Origin of the sequence: Streptomyces sp. 8N706 (assembly GCF_052245415.1) — a bacterium.
GTDB lineage: Bacteria > Actinomycetota > Actinomycetes > Streptomycetales > Streptomycetaceae > Streptomyces.
The window spans coordinates 29,528-52,258 of the sequence record NZ_JBQQBW010000048.1; the positions used below are offsets into that span (position 1 = coordinate 29,528).

A 22,731-nucleotide genomic window follows, 5' to 3' on the forward strand; every position below is an offset into this window, starting at 1 on the left:
TCGCTTGCGGCAAGCGCTGAGGTCAGTCGCTGGAGACAGTGACCTTCTCGTCGTTCTTGAGCTCGTTCACGAGCTGCTTGACCTTGGCCCTGTCCCACTGGAGGTTGCCGTTGGCGCTGTTGCCCGAGACCGGCATGTTCATCTGCTTGCCCTCGCCGCCCGAGACGCCCTTCATCGCCCAGAACATCTCGGCCAGGTCGAACAGGCCCATGTCCTTGTCGACCACGAGGGTGTCCAGGCCCGCGCCCATCGTGGGGTAGAGCTTGAAGGGGTTGAGCACGGTCGACGGTGTCGCGGTCTGGTTCGCGAGAGCCGACAGGAACTTCTGCTGGTTCTTCGTACGGTCGAGGTCGCTGCCCGGCAGGGCGTAGCGGGTACGGACGAAGGCGAGGGCCTGCTGGCCGTCCAGGGTCTGCTTGCCCGACGTGAAGTCAGCACCGGACTTCTCGTCCTTGAAGCCCTTGGGGATGTTCATCTCGACGCCGCCCACCGCGTCGACGATCTTGGCGAAGCCGCCGAAACCGATCTCCGCGTAGTGGTCGATGTGCAGTCCGGTGTTGGACTCGACGGTGCGGACCAGCAGCTCCGGGCCGTCCTCCGAGTAGGCCGCGTTGAGCTTGGTGTGCCGTCCCTCCGCCGGGAACAGCTTGCCGGAGTCGGAGCCGCGGAAGGAGGGAATCTCCACGTCCGAGTCGCGCGGCAGCGAGATCATGGTGGATCCGTTGCTACCGACGTGGAGGATCATCATCGAGTCGGTGCGCTTGCCCTCGGCGGACCCGGTGCGGAGCCTCTTCTTCTCCTCGGCGGTCATGCCCTCGCGGCTGTCGGAGCCGACGATCAGGTAGTTGGTGCCGTCGCCCGTCTCCGGCCGCTCGATCACCTTGCTGAGATCCACCTCACGCTTGAGCTTGGAGTCGGCCCAGAAGTAGGTGGTGAGGGAGGCTGCCAGGGCGACGACCAGCAGAGTGATCGTGCCTATCTTGAAGCGGCGGCGCCAGTTCGGCGCCGGGCGGCCGTACGGATCGCCGCCGCGCCCGCCGCCACCGCCGTAGACCTGGCCCGTGTTGTAGCCGTCGTCGTAGTCGTCATAGCCCCGCTGGCCCGGGATGCCACCGCGGTGCGGCGACATCTGCGGCGGCAGCGCCGGCTCCGCGTACTGCTGACCGCCGTAGCCACCGCCGCCACGCTGCACACGGCGCATGGCGCGCGCTGACTCGGGCCGGGCACTGGCGCTACCGCGCCCGTAACCGTCCCTGCTGTCGCCGGTCCATCCCTGGGGCCAATCATTCATAGAGGGAAGTGTGCCTTCCCGGCCGCCTCCGATACAGGCCGAGTGGCGAATCGCACCGCCGCTGTAGCAGACCTGATGCAAAGGGGAGAGGGCGGGGTCGGGGCGGATGCCCGCATAGGGTGGACGGCATGACTGACCAGGCCCATCGCCCGGAAGCTGAGATTCCGGGCAAGCCCACCTCCGCTTCCCGTACCACTCTGTCGCACATCATGACGGGGAGTGACACCAATCTCCTCGGCACCGTCCACGGTGGCGTGATCATGAAGTTGGTGGACGACGCGGCGGGTGCCGTCGCCGGGCGGCACTCGGGCGGGCCGGCGGTCACGGCGTCCATGGACGAGATGGTCTTCCTGGAGCCCGTCCGGGTCGGGGATCTCGTCCATGTGAAGGCTCAGGTGAACTGGACCGGCCGGTCCTCGATGGAGGTCGGCGTCCGGGTGCTGGCCGAGCGCTGGAACGAATCCACGCCGGCTTCCCAGGTCGGCAGCGCCTATCTCGTCTTCGCGGCGGTCGACGCCGACGGCAAGCCGCGCCCCGTACCGCCCGTGCTGCCCGAGACCGAGCAGGACAAGCGGCGCTACCAGGAGGCGCAGATCCGGCGTACACACCGGCTCGCCCGCCGCCGTGCCATCAAGGAGCTCCGCCGGAAGCGGGCGGCCGAGGGCATCGAGGACTGAGGCATCGAGGACTCTGCCGGGAGCCCGGGGCCCGGGATCCGGGGACATAGGGGCGGGGGAGGCTCGCGCGCCTGACGCCTGACGCCTGACGCCCGATGTCCGACACCCGGCGCCCCGTCAGTCGCCTACGGGCGGGGCCGTGCCCGGTGGCAGATGACCTCGTCGCCCCGGACCGCCGTGTCATCCATCACGGTCTCCACATGCACCCGCTGCACACGGCGGAAATCCGCGCCGACCGTGACACGCATCACCGGGCCCTGCCCGTAGACGCGCCGGAGCTTGGCTCCGGGGAGGGCCGCCGCGACCGTACGCGCCGAGCGGTCCCAGCCCGGGTCGTAGGCGATCACCGTGCGGCCGGCCGGGGCATCCGCGTCGCGGGAGCCGTCGCGGGCGTCGTGGGATCCGCGGGCGTCGTGGGATCCGCCGGTGTCGTGGGATCGGCCGGTGTCGCGGGAGCCCACGACGGCGTTGCGTGAGCGGTCGCCGGTGGCGCGGGCGGTGTCGCGTGAGCGGGCGCTGACCAGGAAGCCGGTCGCGCGCAGCTCCCGGCTCACCCGCTCCTCCAGGTCCGGCCGGTCCGTGCCGTTCTCGACCCGCACCCGTACCCGCTGGGGTGCGACGTCCACCAGGGCCGCGCGCTCCCCGGGCCGTCGGTGCACGGCGAGCGGCCGGTCGGCGCGCAGGGCACGGAAGATCTTCCCGGCCTTCCGGGCGTCCCATTTCACGGTGGAGCCCAGGCCCGGGACCGGATATGCGGCGTCCTCGATCGGCACGGAGGCGAATTCCGAGGAAGCCGCGCTGAAGCGGCGCATCGCTCGGCCGAGGTCCACCAGCTCGTCCGTGCCGAAGCCCCGGTCGGCGCGTACCGAGCCGACGAGGGTGGAGGCGACCTCATTGAACTTCACGGGGTTCATCAACACGCCGCTGCTGGTCGCCCGGTGGACAAGGGCCGCGAGGAAGCGCTGCTGGCGCCGCATCCGTCCGAGGTCGGCGGCGCCGTCGACATAGCGGGCGCGTACGTACTGCAGGGCCTGGCCACCGTTCAGTCTGGTCGTGCCGACCGGCAGACGCAGCCCGGTGTAGCTGTCCCGCATCGGGCGCACCGAGCAGACCTCGACCCCGCCGACGACATCGACGGTCTTCATGAAGCTGGTGAAGTCCACTTCGAGGTAGTGGTCGATGTGGAGGCCGGTCATCTGTTCGATCGTGCGTACGGTCAGCCTCGGGCCTCCCTGGGCGTACGCAGCGTTGATCTTCCCCGGGTGAGCGGGGAACCTCTCTCCCGTGGACCGGTCGGTGTACGCGGGCAGCCGAACGTACGAGTCGCGCGGGATGCTGACGACGCTGGCACGGTTCCGGTCCGCCGACAGATGCACCAGCATGATCGTGTCGGTGCAGTGGCAAGGGGCTCCCCCCAGGCGGTACTTCCTCCGGGCCTCCGGGGTGAGGTTCTTCCGGCTGTCGGTGCCGACCAACAGGAAGTTCAGCCCCTCACTGCCCCGCGGGCGGTCGTTCAGGCCTTCGAACGGGTCGACTCGGCCGATGGCGGTGTCCAGCCCGGAGACGATCGCGTGTCCCGCTCCGGCGCCGGCCAGCAGGAGCACCGCGGCCACAGTGGCCAGCTGCACTCTCCAACGCCGTCGGCGCCGTGGGGGGACGGGGTGGGGGTGCGGCTGGGAGGAGCGAGCCGGTGTGGTCACAGGGGACACCTCAGCTGGGGCGTGGGGAGTGACCGAACTCACGGTAGGTCCGTAGGATCTGCGTCTCGTGGCCCCACGCCGCCCGCCGGCCGCCGTGCACTCCGCCGCGTACGGGGGTGTCCGCCATTCGCGGTAACGTGAGAGCGATACTGCACTCTCCCGGGGGGCGACCCCCGTACCCCCGAGGACTTCCGTGCCCGCAGCACCCGAATCGAAGCTCCCGGCGGTCTCCGTGATCATGCCGGTGCTGAACGAGGAACGCCATCTGCGCAATGCGGTCCGGCACATCCTGGAGCAGGAGTACGCCGGTGAACTGGAGGTGGTGATCGCTCTCGGCCCGTCGACGGACCGTACGGACGAGATCGCCGCCGAGCTCGTTCGCGACGACGCACGCGTGCACACGGTGCCGAACCCCACGGGCCGTACGCCCGCCGCGCTGAACGCGGCGATCAAGGCGTCCCGGCATCCGGTCGTGGTGCGGGTCGACGGGCACGGGATGCTGTCGCCGGATTACATCGCGACCGCGGTCCGGCTCCTGGAGGAGACGGGCGCGCAGAATGTCGGCGGCATCATGCACGCCGAGGGTGAGAACGACTGGGAGCACGCCGTCGCCGCCGCCATGACCTCGCGGATCGGCGTGGGCAACGCGGCCTTCCACACGGGCGGCCAGGCGGGTCCCGCCGAAACGGTGTATCTCGGTGTCTTCCGCCGGGAGGCGCTGGAGCAGCAGGGCGGCTACAACGAGGAGTTCATACGCGCCCAGGACTGGGAGCTGAACTTCCGGATCCGGGAGGCGGGCGGCCTGATCTGGTTCTCGCCGGAGCTGAAGGTCTCCTACCGGCCCCGGCCGAACGTACGTGCCCTCGCCAAGCAGTACAAGGACTACGGGCGTTGGCGTCATGTGGTCGCCCGCTACCACCAAGGCTCCATCAACCTGCGCTATCTGGCTCCGCCGACCGCGTTGGCGGCCATCGTCGCGGGTCTGGTCGTGGGCGCCGCGGTGTCCCGGTGGGGATTCGTGGTTCCGGGCGGTTACCTCGCGGCGATCGTGGCGGGCTCGGTCCCGGCGGGCAGGGGCCTGCCGCTGAAGGCGCGGCTGCGGATCCCGGTGGCGCTGGCGACGATGCACCTGTCGTGGGGCTGGGGCTTTCTGACGAGTCCGCGGGCCCTCGCGAAGAAGGTCATCGCGAGCCGGCGTCCGGCGGTGCCGGCCGGGTAACCCTCTCGCGCGGAGGGCCGCGCCGCGCGGAGGGTCTCCTCCGCGCGCGGCGGGAAGCTCGTACGGACGAACGCGCACGCACAAACGCGTACGGACAAAGGGGCCGGACCCCACGGGCCCGGCCCCTCGGCATGGGCGGGTCGGCTACCAGACGTTCGCCGGGTTCACCTTCATACAGGCGGACTTGTCATCGCCCTTGAGTGCGTCCGCGCTGTCCGGGGCCTTGTTGTCGTCGGTGCCGGAGCCGTCGGACTTCGGGTACGCCGTCCCCGTACGCCAGTCCGCGCCGATGACGAGGGTGATCTGCGACACGTCAGCCGAGTGCCGGACCGCGCTCTCGGGCAGTCCGAGCGCCTTCGCCACGGCCAGGGCGTCACCGCGCAGATCCGCCGTCGGGTACGAGACCGTGGTGTCCGCCCGTGACTTCGGAGTCGCGTCCGCGACGGCCTGGGCGAAGCCGAGCTGGACAAGATGGCTCGCGACGAAGGCGGCACGTCCGCGGACGGCGATCTGTGCCGCCGTGCCCGTGCCGTTCTGGACGGTCACCGGAATCTCGCCGTTCGGTGCCGCCGGGTCACTGGGCTCCGGGCTCTTCTTCGCGCCGGGCTTCTTCTTCTTGTCCTTGCCGTCGAGCGCGATGTCATTGCGCATCAGCGAGAAGATCTTGTCGGCGTCCTTCGGCTTCGGAACGACGTGCGCCGGGTTCTGCTCGTCGGGGACCCAGGGCATGGTCGCCATGGTGATCCGCCCCGTCGGGACACGCTTGAGGTCGTTGCCCAGGTCGTAGAGCTTCTTCACCGTGCCGAGGCCGTTGTCGACGGTGAGTGCCTTGGTGGCCGCCTCCGCGAGGTCGGTAAGATTGTCCGGATCGGTGAGCTTCGTCCCGGATTTCAACTGTCGGACCATGGAGTTCATATAGAGATGCTGCGCCTTGGCGCGTCCGATGTCGCTGCCGTCCTCGAAGCCGTGCCGGGTACGCAGCCACTGGAGGGCCTGCTCGCCCTTGATGACGGACTCGCCCTTCCTGAGTCGGAGACCGGACTTGCTGTCGAACACGTTGTTGTCCACACAGACCGGGACCCCGCCGACCGCGTCGGCCATGTCCACCACGCCGGCGAAATCGATCATCATGAAGTGATCGACCGGTATGCCGGTCAACTCCTCCCAGGTGGCGACCGTGCAGCCCGGACCGCCGTTCTGCAGGCTGGAGTTGATGGTCGCGCTGGTCTCCCGGTACACCTTGCCGTCGTCCGTGTCGGTGCACTTGGGAATGGTGACCCGAGTGTCGCGCGGGACGCTGATCACCGACATGTTGCTGCGGTCCGCCGAGACATGGAGCAGCATCTGCACATCGGCGAGGGGCGGGCGGTCCGCCTCGGCCCGGGAGCCGCCGAGCCGGACGTTCTCCTTGGAGTTCCGGCTGTCGGAGCCGAGGAGAAGGATGTTGAGCGGGGTCTGTCCTTCGGCGTTCGGTGCGCTCTTGTCGAGGCTGTTGTCGCCGAGGTTCAGATCGTCCTTGTCGAGATTGCCGTTGAGGTGCTCGTAGTAGAGGTATCCGGCGCCGGCCGTGCCCAGTATCAGTACGGACAGGGTGGTGGTGAACCACCGGAGTATCCGGCGTTTGCCCCTGCGCTGCGGGGGGCCGCCGCGATGATGACCGCCGTCGGGCGTATCCCCCGGCTCCCCGCCCCGCGCTCCCGCTCCGCCCGGGCCGCCGTGCGCTCCCGCGTCCCCGTCCACCGTTTCGGCCTGGGGGGCGCCACGCTGCGCCCCCGGTCCTCGAACACTGCTCTGCCGCATCGGGCCTCCCCCGTGAATTCCGTTTGTCCTGGACGGCCCGATGGGGGGCCGTGTCACTTCGCGCAGATTTCCTTGTCCGCGTGCACCTTCTGGACTCCCTCGGGTGCCTTTTCCGGAGCGGTGAGGGGAGTGCCGGCGCCCTTGAAGTCGGCCCCGAGCGTCAGCTTCATACTCGCCGTCGGCTCGGCGTCCTTGGTCCCGGGCCGCAGGGCGGAGGCCGGCATTCCCATCATGTCGGCGAGCCGGCGTGCCTGGTCGGCCTGGTTGGGCGCGTACTCCAGAGTGGTCTTCTCCTGCTTCGGGCCCGGGGCGTTGCCGCCGTTGCTGGACTTGAGCACACCCTCGGTGTTCTGCATCCAGTCGACGGTGTCCTGGGCGGCTCCGAACGGCCCTCCGCCGTTGAGCACCTCGACCCTGACCTCGGACGGATCGGCCTTGGGGCCCTTGAGCCGGGCCGCCTCCCGGGCCTTCGCCTTCTTCTTCACCTCGGTCAGGGAGTTGTCCGCGCGCATCATGGCGAACAGCTGCTCGGCGGGCTGCTTGTTGAGGACGACCGTGCTCGGGACATTTTCGGCCGGGTTGTCTATCACGGGCAGGGTCGCGAAGGTGATGTTCTTGGTGTCGACCCCGCTCAGGTTCCTGCCCAGATCGCTGAGTTTCTTGATGCTGCCTATGCCGGTGTCGACGGTCAGGGCCTTGGTCGCGGCGTCGGCCAGCTTCCACAGCTTGCTGGTGTCGGTGAGGGTGTCGTTGGACTTCATCTTGCGGATCATCGAGCTGAGGAACTGCTGCTGGAGCTCGATCCGGCTCAAGTCGCCGCCGAGACCCACGGAGTGGCGGGTCCGTACGAACGCCAGCGCCTGCTCGCCCTTGAGGGTGTGGAGGCCCTTGCTGAGCTTCAGATGCGAGTCCGGGTCGTCGATGTCCTTGCCCAGGCACACATCGACGCCGTTCACCGCGGAGGTCAGCGTCTTGACCGCGTTGAAGTCGGCCATCATGAAGTGGTCGACCTGGAGGCCGGTGAGTTTCTTGACCGTCCGCATCGTGCAGCCCGGGTCGCGCCCCTCCTGCCCGAGACTGCTGTTGAACCGGGTCTCGGGCGTCCCCGGGATCACCTTCATCGAACCGTCCTTCTGCTTGGTCGGGCAGTCGGGGATGTCGGTGATGAGATCGCGGGGGATGCTCAGCGCGGTGGCGTTGCTGCGGTCCTCGGAGACATGGAAGAGGATCGTGGTGTCGGCGTGGCCGACGCTGCCGGAGTCGCCGTAGCCCTCATTGCCCTTGCCGGTACGGACGTCCGTACCGAGCACGAGGATGTTCATCGGCCCGTCGGGGATCGCGTCGCCACTGCCCGCGTCCCCGATGTCGACCGTGTTCAGATTGCCGTTGAAGTGCTGGTACACGAAGTACGCGCCCGTGCCGCCGGCGACCAGCACAAAGGCCATCACTCCGCCGGTCCAGTACATCGCCTTCTTCTTGCCCGTCGGCTGCGGCTTCGGCTTGCGCCGGCTGCTGCCGGGCGGGGTGCCGCGTCCTCCGGCGGCGCGGCGGCCGCCGCGCTGCGGAGGGACCTCGCGACGACGGCGGGTGCCCTCTTCGGCCGGGGTGGCCCTTCTGGACGCTCTGCGCGACGTGGGGGCAGCCGACTCCTCTGTGGAAGGACCCAGTCGCAGCTCGTAATTACCGGTGTTCGGGTCGAACACCCACTGGTCGGCGGGGTCGATATCGCCCGCCCGCCCACGTTCTTGCGCGTCCACGGTTGCCTGAATCCTCCGTCGGTGCCACGCGGCGCCTCCCCCTCAAGGCGCTCGATCCATCGTCTTCGGGTGCCCGGCTCCGCAGGTCGAGCAGCACCGGGTCGCTCACACTATCCGCCCAGTTCAGCGTCGAGCGACGCCGGTGACAAATTCCCCTCCCCTACACCTGGGCAATCCACCCAATCCTTCGCGCCGGGCCTTGCACCCCCTGTATTTCTTTATCCGCACATGCTGTTCGCCGCGGTTGTTCCGCGATACGTGGGGGCCGGATCCGTCGGCTCGGCGCTCGGGTCGTCCGGCTTCGGATCCTCGGCCCTCGTCCCGGGCTCGGCGTCGGGCCGGGCGGTGGCGGTGGCGTCCGCTTCGCCCTGCCGGCGCTTCGGTGACACGGTCACACCGAGGTCGTTGCGCAGCAGGTTGAACAGCTGGGCCGCATCGGGTTGTACGAGTTCGTCACGGTTTGCGTTGAGCGAGTACGCCCGGCGCGGCACGGTGAGGAACTGTACGTGGTCGGTCGGGATCTTGCGCAAACCGCGGACGAGTTCGTACAGCTCCCGCAGGGAGTCCAGCCCCGAGTCCGTGGTGAGCGACGAGGTCGCGGCGTCCAGCACCGGGTAGAGCCGGGTCGGGTTCAGCAGGACGCCGTTGCTCTGGACCTTCTTCACCAGCGCGCCGAGGAACTGCTGCTGCCGGTCCATGCGCTCGGTGTCGCTGCCGTTACCGATGCTGTAGCGGGCGCGTACGTAGCCCAGTGCCTGCTCGCCGTCGAGCTTCTGCCGGCCGGCCGGCAGCTCCAGACGGGCCTCCGCGTCGCTTATGGGGTCTTTGAGGCAGATCTCGACGCCGTGCACCGCGTCCACCATCCTCTTGAACCCGTTGAAGTCCACGATCATGTGGTGGTCGACACGGATGCCCGTGAGGTTCTCGACCGTACGGATCGTGCACGCCGGTCCCGCCACCTCGAAGGCCGAGTTGAACTGGGCGAACCGCGCTTCGCTGCGGCTGCCGTCCGGCTTCCGGCAGGAGGGGACGTCCACCATCAGATCGCGGGGGATGCTGACGGCGGTGGCGCTCTTCCGGTTGGCCGCCAAGTGCAGCAGGATCGTGGTGTCCGAGCGCTGGGTGCCGTTGTCCCGGCCGTACTTGTCGTTGCCGTCGCCACGGGTGTCGGAGCCGATGAGCAGGACGTTTCTGGCGTTGTGCACCATCGCCGTGGGGCGCTCGGCCTCGTACCGCTTCAGCTCTTCGGCCGTGCCCGTGTCCGTGGTGATGTTGCCTTCGAGCTTCTGGTAGATCATCCAGCTCGCGCCGGCGGCGACCAGGACCAGCACCGAGGAGATGAGCGCGGTCCGGCGCAGCCACGGCCGCCACCGCCCGTGCGGTACGGCCTCGGGCCCCGGTGCATTGTCGTCCGGAGCTTCGGCCCCGGTTGCGGGTGCGCTGTCGTGCGGTACGGCCTCGCCGTCGTGCGGTAGGGCCTCGGGCCCCGGTGCGCTCTCGTGCGGTGTCTGTGCGTCGGGTCCGGGTGTGCTGTCGTGCGGTGTCTGTGCGTCGGGTGCGGGTGTGCTGTCGTGCGGTGTCTGTGCGTCGGGTGGGGGTGTGCTGTCGTGCGGGACGGCTTCGCTGTCGTGCGGTAGGGCCTCGGGTCCCGGTGTGCTGTCGTCCGGAGTTTCTGCCCCGGGTCCCGATGCACTGTCGTCCGGAGTTTCTGCGTCGGGTCCGGGTGTGCTGGCGTCCGGGGTTTCTGCCCCGGGTCCCGATGCGCTGTCGTCCTGGGGCTCCGCGATGGGCTCGGGTGGGCCGTCGTCCCGGCGCCCTCCGGCAGCCGGCGTCTCCGCGGCGGGCCCGGGCGTGCCGTCCGGCGTCTCCGCGTCGGTGCGGCCGTCCGGCCCGTCGGGCGTGCCAGCGCTGTCGGTCACGTCTGCGTCCATCCCTCACGGAGTAAGGCGGTGTCGCTCCGCGCGGGCCCGCCGGTCACAGGAGCAGACGGCCGAGCCCCTCGCTTGGTTGTGCGTGGGGTCGCACTTTCGCCCATCATCACTCCGCGGCTGCGGCGGATCCCGCAGGCCAGGCCCGCTGTGCGCCGGACGGGTGGTGCTGCCGGGAGGCGCCGGGAGGGCGCTCAGACGGCCGTCGCGGTGACCCGTTCGGCCTCCCGCCGCTGGTCCAGCGCCTCCGGCGCCAGCTGGTCGAGATGGCGGCAGAGCACGACCGAGCCGCCGGCGGCCAGCGGGGCGAGCAGCCCGGCCGAGAGACCGTCCCAGGTGCCGTAGGGCAGGCCCGACAGCAGCCGGGAGGCGGGGGTCAGGGTCCGGGCCGCCGCATCCGTACGGGCCTGCTCCACCGCTTCGGATCCGGTGAGTTCACCGGATCCGGCGAAGGCCAGCGCGGGGGCGTCCGGGTCCACCGGCGCGTACGGCGCGAAGCGGTCGCCCTGGCCGGGCACCTCCACCGCGTAGTCGGTGAAGCCCGCCGGGGGCTGCGGGAAGCGGCCCCCCAGCGGGCGCAGGGCGAGTGCCATGCGCTCCCCGGTGCAGGCGCGCGCTTCCTCCAGGGTGTCGGGGCCGCTGACCACCAGGTCGGCGGAGGCGGGGTCACCGCCCAGATCGGCGACAACTCCGGTGGAGGAGCAGGCGAGTACCCATACGGCGGTCTGCCAGTGGGTGGGCAGCAGCAGGGCCAGCCGGTCGCCGGGCTCGGCTCCGAGGTCGCCCTGCAGCAGATTGGCGGTCTTCGCCACCCAATTGGCGAAGGTCGCCACGGAGAGTTCGACGCGTTCGCCGGTGGCGTCGTCGTAGAACGTCACCAGGGGGCGGGCCGGGTCCGCGGCGAGCGCGGATCGCAGCAGGTCGGCAGGGGTGCGGTCGGTTGCGTTCATCCGCGCAAGCGTACGCGGCGGCCCAGTGCTCGCGAGGGCGGACGCAGAGGCTGCCGTCACCTGTTCGGCAGACGAACCGTCAGTTCACGAATAGACAGAATTATTGAGGTATGTCCACGATCTCATTCATGCGTGCACTCCTTGCTTCCTCGATCGGCGTCGGCTGCACGGCCGCACTCGCGATCCCGCTCGCTCTGCCCGTCGGAGCGGCGGCCGTCCACCGACCCGCCGCCGCCCAACTGCCCGGCACTACGCAGTCGCTGCCCCTCGGGCCGCTCGACGGCTCCGACCGGGCCCTGAGTGCGGCCCCGGGCACCCGCGCAGCGCAAGGTCTCCCGAAGCGGAACGTCCGGCCCTTCTCCCTGGTCGGTGTCGTCTGGGACGACGCCAAGGCCGAATTCCACGGGCAGGTACGGGTGCGTACCCGGGCCGCCGGTACCGGCCGCTGGTCGCGGTGGCAGGACCTCCAGACCCACAACGACGACGTCCCCGACCTGGACTCGCCCGAGCGGCACGGCGGCCGTATGCGCGGCAGCACCGCGCCCCTGTGGGTCGGCGACTCCGACGCGGTGCAGGTCCAGGCCCTTCCCGAACCCGCCTCCGACCGCGCCGTACCGCCCGCCCTCCCCGGCGGACTGCGCATCGAACTGGTCGACCCGGGTGACGCGCCGGACTCCCCGGCCGGCCGGACGGCCGCGGACCCGCCCGGGCAGACGCCGGAGGAGGCCGCGGCCTCCGCGGTCAACGCGGAGCTGGCTCCGATGGGAGCGAAGGAGATCTCGGCTCTCGCCAAGGACGACTCGGCAGCCGACCCGGACGCCGCCGACGGGGCGAACGGGCCCGCCGCCGGGCGCCCGTTCATCGGCCCGCGGCCGCGCATCATCACCCGGGCCGGATGGGGCGCGGACGAGAAGCTGCGCGAGCGCGACTTCCTCTACACCAAGTCGGTGAAGGTCGCCTTCGTGCACCACACCGCGAGCGGCAACAACTACACCTGCGCGCAGGCACCGTCGGTTCTGCGCAGTATCTACCGCTACCACGTCAAGAGCAGCGGCTGGCGTGACTTCGGCTACAACTTCGCCATCGACAAGTGCGGAACCGTCTACGAAGGCCGTGCGGGAGGTGTGGCCAAAGCCGTCATGGGGGCGCACACCCTCGGTTTCAACAGCAACAGCATGGGCATCGCGGTCCTCGGAAGCTTCACCAACGACAAACCGCCCGCCGCCGCGGTGAAGTCCGTCGCCGCGCTCACCGCCTGGAAGCTCGGACTGTTCGGTGGAAACCCCCGCGGCCAGACCCACCTGGTCTCCGCCGGGAGCAACAAGTTCAAAAAGGGCACCAAAGTCAAGCTCAACGTCATCTCCGGACACCGCGACGGCTTTGCCACGGACTGCCCGGGACGCCACCTCTACAGCAAGCTCGGCACGACACGGACCACATCCGCCCGGCTCCAGGGGCGCTGACGGCTGTTCCGGTCCACCGACGAGGCACTGTGCGTCAGTCCGCATCGACTGCCTGCCGTCTGCATAGACTGGCCGTCGGCCTCGCCTCCGGCGCGGGGACATCAGCCGACCCCTGGCAGGAAGCAGAGACGACAAGGTGACAGAAGCGATTCTCCTGGTCGGCGGCAAGGGCACGCGGCTGCGCCCGCTGACGGTGCACACCCCCAAGCCCATGGTCCCCGCGGCCGGTGTGCCGTTCCTCACCCACCAGTTGGCGCGCGCCCGTGCGGCCGGGGTCGAGCACGTGGTGCTCGCCACGTCCTATCTCGCCGAGGTGTTCGAGCCGTACTTCGGCGACGGCTCCTCCCTCGGGCTCCACTTGGAGTACGTCACCGAACACGAGCCGCTCGGCACCGGCGGCGCGATCCGCAACGTGGCCTCGCGTCTTCGCTCCGGGCCCGACGAGCCGGTGCTCATCTTCAACGGCGACATCCTGACCGGCCTGGACATCCGCGCCCTGGTCGACACCCACCGGACCTCCGGCGCGGACGTCTCGCTGCATCTGACCCGGGTCGAGGACCCCCGTGCGTTCGGTCTCGTCCCCACGGACGCCGCCGGACGGGTCACGGCCTTCCTCGAGAAACCCCAGACCCCCGAGGAGATCGTCACCGACCAGATCAACGCGGGCGCGTATGTCTTCAACCGCTCCGTGATCGACTCGATCCCGGCGGGCCGTCCGGTCTCGGTGGAGCGCGAGACCTTCCCCGGCCTCCTCGCCTCCGGCGCACACCTCCAGGGCATGGTCGACTCCACGTACTGGCTGGACCTCGGCACTCCGCAGGCCTTCGTACGGGGCTCCGCGGACCTGGTCCTCGGCCGCGCGCCCTCCCCGGCGGTCCCCGGACGCTGCGGTGACCGCCTCGTCCTCGAGGGCGCCGAGGTCGCCCCCGATGCCAAGCTGACCGGCGGCACGGTCGTCGGCCCGGGCGCACGCGTCGGCGAGGGCGCGCGGATCGACGGCAGCACGGTTCTGGAGGGCGCGGTCGTGGAGGCCGGAGCGCACGTCCAGGACTCCCTGATCGGCGCGCGGGCCCGCATCGGGGCCCGTACGGTCCTCGCGGGCGCGGTGATCGGCGACGGTGCCGTGATCGGGGCCGACAACGAGCTGCGGGACGGCGTCCGCGTATGGTGCGGTGCCGAGATCCCCGCGGGGGCGGTCCGCTTCTCCTCCGACCAGTAGCCACGCCTACCCTCAAAGGGCGACCCCGGCGAGGAAGGCTTCCGTGAACCCCGACGACCGGCTGACCCGCACCACCGTCCGAGGCGGTCGGCTACGCGTACCGACCCCCCGGCGCGAGACACCGGCGGTGCGCCGCTGGACCCCTTCCGGTCCCCTGGAACTGGGTGTGACCATCGGCCCGCTGCGCCGCGGCCCGGGGGATCCTGCCTTCCGTGTCACCCCGGACGGGTCGGTCTGGCGCGCCAGCCGCACCCCCGCGGGCCCCGGCACGCTCCGTTTCGCCCAGCGCTCGGGAGAGATCGAGGCCGAGGCCTGGGGCCCCGGGGCCGACTGGCTGCTCGAGGGTCTCCCCGCCCTCCTCGGCGGCGACGACGACCCCACGGCCTTCACACCGCGCCACCGTCTCGTCCACGACATGCACCGCCGCCGTCCCGGCCTGCGGCTCACCCGCACCGGGCTGGTCCTGGAGTCCCTCATCCCCTCGATCCTCGAACAGAAGGTCACCAGCGACGAGGCGTACCGCGCCTGGCGGCTGCTCCTCCAGCGCCACGGCGAACCGGCCCCCGGGCCGCTCGACCGCCTGTATGTGATGCCGGACGCACGCGGCTGGGCCATGCTGCCGTCCTGGGAGTGGCACCGCGCGGGCGTGGACGGCAAGCGCTCGGCGACGGTCGTGCGCGCCGCCCGGGTGGCCCGCCGCCTCGAAGAGGCCGTGGCCATGGACCTCCCCGCGGCGTCCGCCCGCCTCCAGCTCATCCCGGGCATCGGCCCGTGGACGGCGGCGGAGACCCTGCAGCGCAGCAACGGGCATCCCGACGCGATCACGGTCGGCGATCTGCACGTCCCGAAGATCGTCGGCTATGCACTGACCGGGCGGCGCGGCACGGACGACGCCGCGATGCTGGAGCTTCTGGCCCCGTACGAGGGCCAGCGCCACCGCGCGTGCCGCCTCATCCTCCTGTCGGGCCGCACCCCGCCCCGCCGTGCCCCGCGCTTCGCGCCGAAGGACATCAGCGTGCTCTAGGGCGTCCCCCCGGCACCCGGCACGGGGCCGAACCACCCGGAACCCGGACCCGACCAAACCGACCTACCGGCCGGAACTGAGCGGACCGGCCGGAGCAGACCCGACCGTCCCGGACCGGCCGGAGCAGACCCGACCGACCGGAACCGAGCCGGACGGCGCTACCGCACCTCGATGAACGCCTCCGCGGACCGCCCGGGCCGGGGCTTCGGCGGCGCCGCCGCATGGCCCACGGCGACGGCACCCATCGGGTCCCAGTCCCCGGGCAGCCCCAGCACGTCCCGCACCACATCGCGGCAGAACATCGTCGACGACACCCACGCCGACCCCAGCCGTTCACCCGCCAGCGCGACCAGCAGATTCTGCACACCCGCGCCCGCCGCCACGACGAACATCTCCCGCTCGGCGGTGCTGCGCCGGACATCCGGATACGGATGCGAGCCGTCCGCCACCAGGCACGGCACCACGAGATGGGGCGCCCGCCGCAGCACATCCCCGCGCCGCACCCGCTTCGCGATGCTCTCCTCGCTGAACCCGTCGCCCCGCAGGTCGGCGGTCCACGCGTCGCGCATGGCGTCCAGCAGCCGCTCCCGGGCCCCCGCCGACTCGAGCAGGACGAAGCGCCACGGCGTCGTGTGATGCGGCGCGGGCGCCGTCACCGCCGCCGCGACGGCCCGCCGTACCGCGGCCGGGTCCACGGGTTCGTCGGTGAACTCCCGCACCGTACGGCGCAGCGTCACCGCCTCCCGTACGGCCTCCGAGGTCCCCAGCCGGAACATGTCGTCCACGGGGGCGCGTACCACCGTCCGCGCGCCCTCGCCGTCCTCGTCCTCGACCATGTGCGGAAGGCCGCGCACCACGGCGACCGGCAGCCCCTCGGCCTTGCCCTTCACCAGGTCGCCGGCGGCGGCCAGCTCGTCGGCCGTCGCGACGACGGTCGCGTTCAGCGGGTTGCCGTAGGCGTCGGTGCCTCCCCGCAGGTCGTCCAGGACGCGCACTCCGGCAGCCCCGATGGCGACATCCGTCAGCCCGTTGCGCCAGGGTCGGCCGAACGTGTCGGTGACCACGACACCGATGTCCACGCCGAGCGCGTCCCGTACGCCCTTCCGGATGCGCCGCGCCGACTCGTCCGGGTCGTCCGGCAGCAACAGCACCGTGCCCTGAGGGGTGTTGGACGCGTCGACTCCGGCCGCCGCCATGACGAAGCCGTGCCGGGTCTCCACGATCCGGGTGGGGCCGCGCCGGGCGACGATCCGTACGGCTTCCGCGTCGATCGCGGCCTCGCGGTCCGCGGCCTCGACGACGCGCCCCTCGGCCTTGCTGACGACCTTCGACGTCACCAGCAGCACATCGCCGTGGGCGAGGCCGGGCAGACCCCGCGCGGTGGCCGCGTCGGCGATGAGCTTGGCGAGGTCGTCCCCCTGCTGCACCTCCGGAAAGCCCGGAAGCGCCCATACGGTGTACGACGGCACCTCTTGGGTGCCGCTCACGGCCGCACCTCCTCGGCCAGCGCGAGCGCTTCGTGCGCCATACGGGCCGCGGCGTCGACGTCGGTCATCATCAGGGGGACGGCCCGGCAGCGGATGCCCGCCGCTTCGACCTCGTCCACGGCGGCGGTATCGACCGTGTCCACCAGCCAGCCGTCGAGAAGCCCGGACCCGTAGTGGCGGGCGACGGCGGCCGCCGTCGACTCCACGCCCACGGCGGCGAGCACCTTGTCGGCCATGCCTCGTACGGGCGCGTCACCGACGATGGGGGAGAGGCCCACGACCGGTACTCCGGCGTCGGCGATGGCCTCCCTCACCCCGGGCACGGCAAGGATCGTGCCAATGCTGACCACCGGGTTGGACGGCGGGAAGATCACGACGTCCGCCTCGGCGATGGCGTCGAGTACGCCGGGCGCGGGCTTCGCATGTTCGGCGCCGACCGGCACCACCGCGTACGCGGGCACCGAGGCCCGGAGCCGCACCCAGTACTCCTGGAAGTGGACGGCCTTGCGCCCCTCGCCCTCAGGGGCGTCGATGAGGACATGGGTCTCGATGCGGTCGTCCGACATCGGTAGCAGCCGTACGCCCGGCTGCCATCGTGCGCACAGCGCCTCGGTCACGGCACTGAGCGGATAGCCCGCGCCGATCATCTGGGTACGGACGATATGGGTGGCGAAGTCGCGGTCGCCGAGCCCGAACCACTCGGGGCCGACACCGTATGCCGCCAACTCCTCCTTCACCGCGAAGGACTCGTCGGCCCGCCCCCATCCCTGCTCCTCGTGGATGCCGCCGCCGAGCGTGTACATCACGGTGTCGAGGTCGGGACAGACCTTGAGCCCGAAGAGATGGATGTCGTCACCGGTGTTGCCGATGACCGTGATGTCCGCGTCGGGGGCGGCCGAGGTGAGACCGCGAAGGAAACGGGCGCCGCCGATGCCGCCGGCCAGAACCACAATGCGCATAAAGACAGTCTGTCAGCCGGAGGCTGTTCCGTTGAGGGTGGTGGTGGGTGACGGGTGGGGCTGTCGGCCGGAGGCTGTTCCGTTGAGGGTGGTGGTGGGTGACGGGTGGGGCTGTCGGCCGGAGGCTGTTCCGTTGAGGGTGGTGGTGGGTGAGGGGTGGGGCTGTCGGTCGGAGGCTGTTCCGCCGGAGAACCGTGGCGTCGGCGACCGGGGCGCTGTCAGGCGGTGACGGCCTCGTCGGTGCGGGCGGCGCACTGACCGCTGTGCATGGTCATCTCGGTCAGACCGGGGAAGTACACATGGAGGCTGACGGCCGGGGTCAGCGCGTCATTGGTGACCTCGTGGACGTAGCCGGGTCCGAAGACCCGCTGGGCCCCGCCCCCGAGCGTGCGACGCACCCGCCCCGACTGCTCGGTCAACTCGCCCTCGAGGACGGTCAGTACGCCGGATGAGCGGCCGTGGTCGTGCAACCCGCTGCCCTGGCCGGGAACCCAGCTGAGCAGCCACACCTCATAGCCGGGCCCGGTGCGCAGCCGGTGGTACCAGCGGCTGGTGGCGTCGTACTGGACGAGGTGCGCCCAGCTCGCGCGGTCCGCGGCGATGGCGCGGGCGATGCCGGCGAACTCCGCGACGGTGGAGGGGTGCGCGGGGACGGGCGGCAGCAGGTGCGGGATGGCCAGCGGATCACCGGCGATCGATACGTCGCTGTTCATGTGCGGAGGGTTTCCTCGGAAGAAGGTCTTGGGCACAGATGGCTGGAGCTCGAAGGCATCAACAGCTGGAACAGCGACAGTGGGCCTGGACAGCGCAACGGAACCCGCGGGGGCGGGTCCGGAAGCGGTCTCCCGTGCCGGAGGCAAGGGGAGCGGGCGTCACTGGCATGCCCTCAAGGACAGCGTGTCACCCTTCCGATGTCAACTTGACGCCCGTTTTATCAGTCATGTTTCACCACATCCGGTTGCTCCGTCCGACGAAAGGTTTGTGCGCAAGAGTTGGCGGACAGGCGGCGGAGCATCTGCCCTGAAACGCCGTTACCTTCTCGTCACCAGACTGTGATCCACTCTGCTTTCGTGATCGAATCGCAACGGAACAGGTGGCGGTCGCGTCCCTCTCCGAAAGGAGAGGAGCGAAGACCGCTCAGCGTGAGCGGATTGTGGTTTATGGCGATTTGAACACTTTCCGCACGGCTTTGGTTCCGCAGGGTGAATAAGGGGCTCAATAGCAGATCTCGGCTTGACTGGCCTGGATCCGCACACTTGTAATTTCACTCGTGTCGTTCAGCCGTGATCGGTAACGGCATCATCACGGGGACGCAAAGACAGACAGGGGCGCACATGACCGAGCTGTTCCAGCAACTGCTGGTCGAGGAGGCGGACGAGGAGCTCGGGTGGCAGGAGCGCGCGTTGTGCGCGCAGACCGACCCCGAGTCGTTCTTTCCGGAGAAGGGCGGGTCCACCCGCGAGGCCAAGAAGGTGTGCCTGGCGTGCGAGGTCCGCTCCGAGTGCCTGGAGTACGCACTCGCCAACGACGAGCGGTTCGGCATCTGGGGCGGCCTGTCCGAGCGTGAGCGCCGACGGCTGAAGAAGGCCGCTGTCTGACGGTCCCTCCGGTCGGCCGCGACGGATCGGGGAGGGACCGGCACGAACTCCGGGGCGCACCCGCGACCACCGCGTACGTCGCCGCTCATATGCGTGCCCATGTCCCGGGCTGCCCGGTCTGCCTTCCCCGCAGCTTCCCCGCCGATTCCCCAACCGCGCGCGCGGAGGTGCGCCGCTGTCCGCCGGCACCGCCGTACACGGCAGGTCTTGGCACGCCGGCGAGCCGTTAGTGTGAGGGCCGTCCGAGACGCACCAACGCCCCCGTGGGGCGTGCGCGTCCACCGCAGTCCAGCGAACCGGGGCCCGTACCTCGATGTCCGTGCACAGCCACTCGGCAGCCCAATACGGGGCCGCCACTCCCGAGTTTCCGCGGCATGTCGTCACCGCCGTACTCGTCTCCCACGACGGCGCCCGCTGGCTGCCCCAGGCGCTCGCCGGCCTGGCGGGCCAGGAGCGCCCGGTCCAGAACGTCATCGCCGCCGACACCGGCAGCGCGGACGACTCCGCGGCTCTCCTCGCCGACGCCCTCGGCACCGAGCGGGTCCTGCACCTCGCCCGCCGCAGCGGTTTCGGCACCGCCGTGGACGAGGCGGTCCGCACGGCGGGCGTGCTGACCCCGGAGGACCTGCCGTATCTGAAGCGGCCCAGCGGATGGGACCCCGTCAGCCGCACCTGGCGCGACGACGCGTACGACCTGCCGGACCTGCCGCACGGCGAGCCCGTCCAGTGGCTGTGGCTGCTGCACGACGACTGCGCGCCCGAGCCCGACGCGCTCGCCGAACTGCTGCGGGTGGCCGACTCCAGCCCCTCCACCGCCGTCGTCGGACCCAAGCTGCGCAGCTGGTACGACCGCAGGCAGCTGCTCGAGGCCGGCGTCAGTATCGCCAACAGCGGCCGCCGCTGGACCGGCCTGGAGCGGCGTGAGCAGGACCAGGGGCAGCACGACCAGGTCAAGCCCGTCCTCTCCGTCTCCACCGCCGGCATGCTGATCCGCCGTGATGTGTGGGAGGAGCTCGGCGGATTCGACCGGCGGCTGCCGCTCATGCGTGACGACGTCGACCTGTGCTGGCGCGCCCAGGCCGCCGGGCACCAGGTCCTGATCGCCCCCGACGCCGTACTGCGGCACGCCGAGGCGTCCGCCCGCGAGCGCCGCCCCATCGACTGCGTCGGCCGGTCAGCGGCGAACCCGCACCGGGTCGACAAGGCGGGCGCGGTCTACACGATGCTGGTGAACAGCCGCGGCGCCGTCCTTCCGTACGTGCTGTTGCGGCTCGTGGTCGGCACCCTGGTGCGCACCCTCGCCTATCTGGTCGGCAAGGTGCCCGGTCAGGCACTGGACGAGGTCGCCGGGCTCTTCGGTGTCCTGCTGCGGCCCGGCAGGATCCTGGCCGCGCGGAAACGGCGCGGCCGGCCCGTGGTGGAGGCGAGCGAGCTCCGGCCGCTGTTCCCGCCGCCCGGCGCGACCCTGCGCGCCACCGTGGAGTCCGTCGCGGGCAACTTCGTCGGGCGGTCGGAGCCCGAACTGGCGTCCGGTGGACGGCATGGGGCCGTCGAGTCCGGACCCGGCGGAGACGACGCGGATTTCCTGGAGATCGAGCAGTTCGCCCGGCTGAAGCGGATCGGGCGCAAGCCCGGCCCCGTCCTCTTCCTCGTCCTGCTGCTGGTCTCGCTCATCGCCTGCCGCGGGCTGCTCGGCTCGGGCGCGCTGTCCGGCGGCGCCCTGCTGCCCGCGCCCGGCGACGCCTCGGAGCTGTGGGCGCGGTACGCGGCGGCCTGGCATCCCGTCGGTGTCGGCGGGACCCAGTCGGCGCCGCCCTATCTCGCGGTCGTGGCCTCACTGGCGACCGTGCTGCTCGGCAGCACCGGCCTGGCGATCACCCTGATGCTCGTCTGCTCGGTGCCGCTCGCCGGGCTCACCGCGTACTTCGCCTCCCGCCCGCTGGTCGAGTCCCGACTGCTGCGGGCCTGGGCGAGCGTCGCGTACGCCTTTCTGCCCGCCGCGACCGGTGCGCTCGCGGGCGGGCGGCTGGGCACCGCGGTCCTCGCCGTGCTGCTGCCGCTCCTGGCCCGTGCGGGCGTGGCCGCGAGCGGTCTGCGGCTCCCACGGCAGGGGGACGCGCGGCCCGGCTGGCGCGCCGTCTGGGCGTACGCGCTGTTGCTGACCCTCGCCACCGCCTTCACCCCGGTCGTCTGGCCCATCGCCCTCGTCCTGGCCGTCGGAATCCTCGTACTCGGGGGCCGCAGGGACCAGCTGGCGGCCTACGGGCTGCGCTTCCTGGCGGTGCTCGCGACCCCCATGGTCGTCCTCGCCCCCTGGTCGCTGTCGCTGCTGACCAGCCCTTCGGCCTTCCTGCAGGAGGTCGGACTGGACTACGGCACCGGCTCCGCCTCCGCGCTGGACCTGCTGGCCCTCAGCCCGGGCGGTCCGAAGGCCACCGGCGGTCTGCTGCTGATCGGTGTGGTGCTGGCCGCGCTCGCCGCCCTGATGCGGGACGAGCGGCAGACCGCGATCCGTACCGCGTGGGTCGTCGCCCTGACCGGCCTCCTGTTCGCGGCGCTGTCCAACGGCTCCGCCTGGGCCGGACCGGCCACCCTCGTCTACGGCATCGCGCTGCTCGCGGCCGCCGCCGTCGGAGCCGAGGGCGCGCGTGAACGGGTCGCCGCACAGAACTTCGGCTGGCGGCAGCCCGTCGCGGGTCTGATCGCCTTCGCGGCGGGGGCGGCCCCGCTGGTCGCCGCCGTCGGATGGATGATCAGCGGCGCCGACGGTCCGGTCGAGCGGCGTGAGCCGGTCCAGGTGCCCGCGTTCGTCGCCGAGGAGAGCGGCACCCGGGATCAGGCCCGCACGCTCGTCATCGGCGGTGACCAGGCGGCCCGGGTGTCCTACTCCCTGGTACGCGGCTCCGGCGCGCGGCTCGGCGACGCCGATGTCGCGGCGGCGAGCGGCGGCGACACCAGGCTGGACGGCATCGTGGCGAACCTGGTCGCGGGATCGGGCGCGGACCAGACCAGCCAGCTGGGTGGCTACGCCGTGCGCTATGTGCTCGTACGGGACGGCGCACCCCGCGAGATGAGCCGGGTGCTGGACGCGACGCCCGGTCTGACCCGGCTCAGCCAGGAGGACGGCAGCGCGCTGTGGCGGCTGGACCAGCGGGTCGCGCGGGCGACGATCGTGTCGTCCGGACCGCGGCAGGACCAGGGCCGGGGTGCGGACGCAGCGCTGCCGGTGGCCGCCGGGCCGGTCGAGGCGCACGCCGACGTACCGGCCGGCGGCGACGGGCGGGTGCTGCGGATCGCCGACAAGGCGGACGACGGCTGGCAGGCCACCCTCGACGGCACGCCGCTGACGAGGACCACGGTCGACGGCTGGGCCCAGGGCTTCGAACTGCCCGCGGGCGGCGGCCGGCTGGACCTGACGCACGAGACACCGATGACCCGCACGGCCTGGGTCTGGACCCAGGGGCTGCTGGCGCTCGTCGTGCTGGTGCTGGCCCTCCCGGGACGGCGCCGGGACGTCGATGACGACCTGCCGGAGCACGAGGCCGCGGCGGTGACGGCGCAGGCCATGGAGGGCGAGGGGCGCCGGGCGCGCCGGCTGCGGGCCGCCGCGGAGGCGGAACAGGCGGCGCGGAACGGGGAGTCGGGCGACGGGAGGCCGC

The 22,731-nt window shown here is 71.2% G+C and carries 16 protein-coding genes; 7 read left to right on the top strand and 9 right to left on the bottom strand.

The window, feature by feature from the left end; translation table 11 throughout:
• Positions 1-22: 22 nt before the first annotated feature.
• A complete protein-coding gene (locus ACTWQE_RS19350; RefSeq protein WP_443330231.1) occupies positions 23-1,291 on the bottom strand; it encodes an LCP family protein in 1,269 nt (422 codons plus the stop codon).
• A 128-nt stretch (positions 1,292-1,419) separates the two neighbouring features.
• On the opposite strand from ACTWQE_RS19350, the gene ACTWQE_RS19355 reads away from it, so the two are divergent.
• On the top strand, positions 1,420-1,968 hold the full coding sequence (locus ACTWQE_RS19355) for an acyl-CoA thioesterase (RefSeq protein ID WP_443330232.1): 549 nt from the start codon (positions 1,420-1,422) through the stop codon (positions 1,966-1,968).
• A 125-nt stretch (positions 1,969-2,093) separates the two neighbouring features.
• On the opposite strand, the gene ACTWQE_RS19360 is transcribed toward ACTWQE_RS19355, so the two are convergent.
• Entirely contained in the window at positions 2,094-3,668 is a 1,575-nt protein-coding gene (locus ACTWQE_RS19360) for an LCP family protein (RefSeq protein ID WP_443330233.1), read from the bottom strand.
• A 193-nt stretch (positions 3,669-3,861) separates the two neighbouring features.
• Here ACTWQE_RS19360 and ACTWQE_RS19365 point away from each other — a divergent pair, with 193 nt between their 5' ends.
• On the top strand, positions 3,862-4,887 hold the full coding sequence (locus tag ACTWQE_RS19365; RefSeq protein ID WP_443330234.1) for a glycosyltransferase family 2 protein: 1,026 nt from the start codon (positions 3,862-3,864) through the stop codon (positions 4,885-4,887).
• A 144-nt stretch (positions 4,888-5,031) separates the two neighbouring features.
• Here the strand turns inward: ACTWQE_RS19365 and ACTWQE_RS19370 are convergent, their stop codons facing one another.
• The 4 genes from ACTWQE_RS19370 to ACTWQE_RS19385 form a co-directional block, all read right to left on the bottom strand.
• Positions 5,032-6,687 carry an LCP family protein gene (locus ACTWQE_RS19370; protein WP_443330235.1) on the bottom strand — a complete coding sequence of 552 codons (1,656 nt, stop codon included), beginning with the start codon at positions 6,685-6,687 and terminating at the stop codon, positions 5,032-5,034.
• Positions 6,688-6,740: 53 nt separating this feature from the next.
• Positions 6,741-8,444, bottom strand: a complete 1,704-nt coding sequence (locus ACTWQE_RS19375) for an LCP family glycopolymer transferase (RefSeq protein WP_443330236.1) — start codon at positions 8,442-8,444, stop codon at positions 6,741-6,743.
• Positions 8,445-8,662: 218 nt separating this feature from the next.
• On the bottom strand, positions 8,663-10,363 hold the full coding sequence (locus ACTWQE_RS19380; RefSeq protein WP_443330237.1) for an LCP family glycopolymer transferase: 1,701 nt from the start codon (positions 10,361-10,363) through the stop codon (positions 8,663-8,665).
• A 203-nt stretch (positions 10,364-10,566) separates the two neighbouring features.
• Positions 10,567-11,322: a TIGR03089 family protein gene (locus tag ACTWQE_RS19385; RefSeq protein ID WP_443330238.1), complete on the bottom strand. Its 756-nt coding sequence runs from the start codon at positions 11,320-11,322 to the stop codon at positions 10,567-10,569.
• Between the two features lie 128 nt (positions 11,323-11,450).
• On the opposite strand from ACTWQE_RS19385, the gene ACTWQE_RS19390 reads away from it, so the two are divergent.
• The 3 genes from ACTWQE_RS19390 to ACTWQE_RS19400 all read left to right on the top strand — a co-directional run bounded on the left by ACTWQE_RS19390 (position 11,451) and on the right by ACTWQE_RS19400 (position 15,028).
• Positions 11,451-12,785 carry a peptidoglycan recognition protein family protein gene (locus ACTWQE_RS19390; RefSeq protein WP_443330239.1) on the top strand — a complete coding sequence of 445 codons (1,335 nt, stop codon included), beginning with the start codon at positions 11,451-11,453 and terminating at the stop codon, positions 12,783-12,785.
• A gap of 136 nt (positions 12,786-12,921) precedes the next feature.
• A complete protein-coding gene (locus ACTWQE_RS19395; RefSeq protein ID WP_443330240.1) occupies positions 12,922-14,004 on the top strand; it encodes a sugar phosphate nucleotidyltransferase in 1,083 nt (360 codons plus the stop codon).
• 43 nt (positions 14,005-14,047) lie between these two features.
• Positions 14,048-15,028: a DNA-3-methyladenine glycosylase family protein gene (locus ACTWQE_RS19400; protein ID WP_443330241.1), complete on the top strand. Its 981-nt coding sequence runs from the start codon at positions 14,048-14,050 to the stop codon at positions 15,026-15,028.
• A 158-nt stretch (positions 15,029-15,186) separates the two neighbouring features.
• Here ACTWQE_RS19400 and ACTWQE_RS19405 read toward each other — a convergent pair whose 3' ends face one another.
• From ACTWQE_RS19405 to ACTWQE_RS19415, 3 genes are all read right to left on the bottom strand, one after another.
• On the bottom strand, positions 15,187-16,515 hold the full coding sequence (locus ACTWQE_RS19405) for a coenzyme F420-0:L-glutamate ligase (RefSeq protein WP_443330242.1): 1,329 nt from the start codon (positions 16,513-16,515) through the stop codon (positions 15,187-15,189).
• Positions 16,512-17,474: a 2-phospho-L-lactate transferase gene (gene cofD / locus ACTWQE_RS19410; RefSeq protein WP_443330243.1), complete on the bottom strand. Its 963-nt coding sequence runs from the start codon at positions 17,472-17,474 to the stop codon at positions 16,512-16,514. The genes ACTWQE_RS19405 and cofD overlap by 4 nt, the downstream gene beginning before the upstream one ends.
• Before the next feature lie 218 nt (positions 17,475-17,692).
• Positions 17,693-18,187, bottom strand: coding sequence for a cysteine dioxygenase (locus ACTWQE_RS19415; protein ID WP_443330244.1), 495 nt, complete (start codon positions 18,185-18,187; stop codon positions 17,693-17,695).
• 621 nt (positions 18,188-18,808) lie between these two features.
• Here ACTWQE_RS19415 and ACTWQE_RS19420 point away from each other — a divergent pair.
• Positions 18,809-19,072, top strand: coding sequence for a WhiB family transcriptional regulator (locus ACTWQE_RS19420; protein ID WP_004952403.1), 264 nt, complete (start codon positions 18,809-18,811; stop codon positions 19,070-19,072).
• 313 nt (positions 19,073-19,385) lie between these two features.
• On the top strand, positions 19,386-22,731 hold a 3,346-nt coding region (locus ACTWQE_RS19425), incomplete at its 3' end, for a glycosyltransferase (protein ID WP_443330245.1).

What these genes read in the sequence shown, in the direction of transcription:
- cofD (WP_443330243.1), bottom strand. Translation starts at nt 17,474, where the DNA reads ATGCGCATTGTGGTTCTGGCCGGCGGCATCGGCGGCGCCCGTTTCCTT.
- ACTWQE_RS19385 (WP_443330238.1), bottom strand. Translation starts at nt 11,322, where the DNA reads ATGAACGCAACCGACCGCACCCCTGCCGACCTGCTGCGATCCGCGCTC.
- ACTWQE_RS19355 (WP_443330232.1), top strand. Translation starts at nt 1,420, where the DNA reads ATGACTGACCAGGCCCATCGCCCGGAAGCTGAGATTCCGGGCAAGCCC.
- ACTWQE_RS19420 (WP_004952403.1), top strand. Translation starts at nt 18,809, where the DNA reads ATGACCGAGCTGTTCCAGCAACTGCTGGTCGAGGAGGCGGACGAGGAG.
- ACTWQE_RS19390 (WP_443330239.1), top strand. Translation starts at nt 11,451, where the DNA reads ATGCGTGCACTCCTTGCTTCCTCGATCGGCGTCGGCTGCACGGCCGCA.
- ACTWQE_RS19415 (WP_443330244.1), bottom strand. Translation starts at nt 18,187, where the DNA reads ATGAACAGCGACGTATCGATCGCCGGTGATCCGCTGGCCATCCCGCAC.
- ACTWQE_RS19350 (WP_443330231.1), bottom strand. Translation starts at nt 1,291, where the DNA reads ATGAATGATTGGCCCCAGGGATGGACCGGCGACAGCAGGGACGGTTAC.
- ACTWQE_RS19370 (WP_443330235.1), bottom strand. Translation starts at nt 6,687, where the DNA reads ATGCGGCAGAGCAGTGTTCGAGGACCGGGGGCGCAGCGTGGCGCCCCC.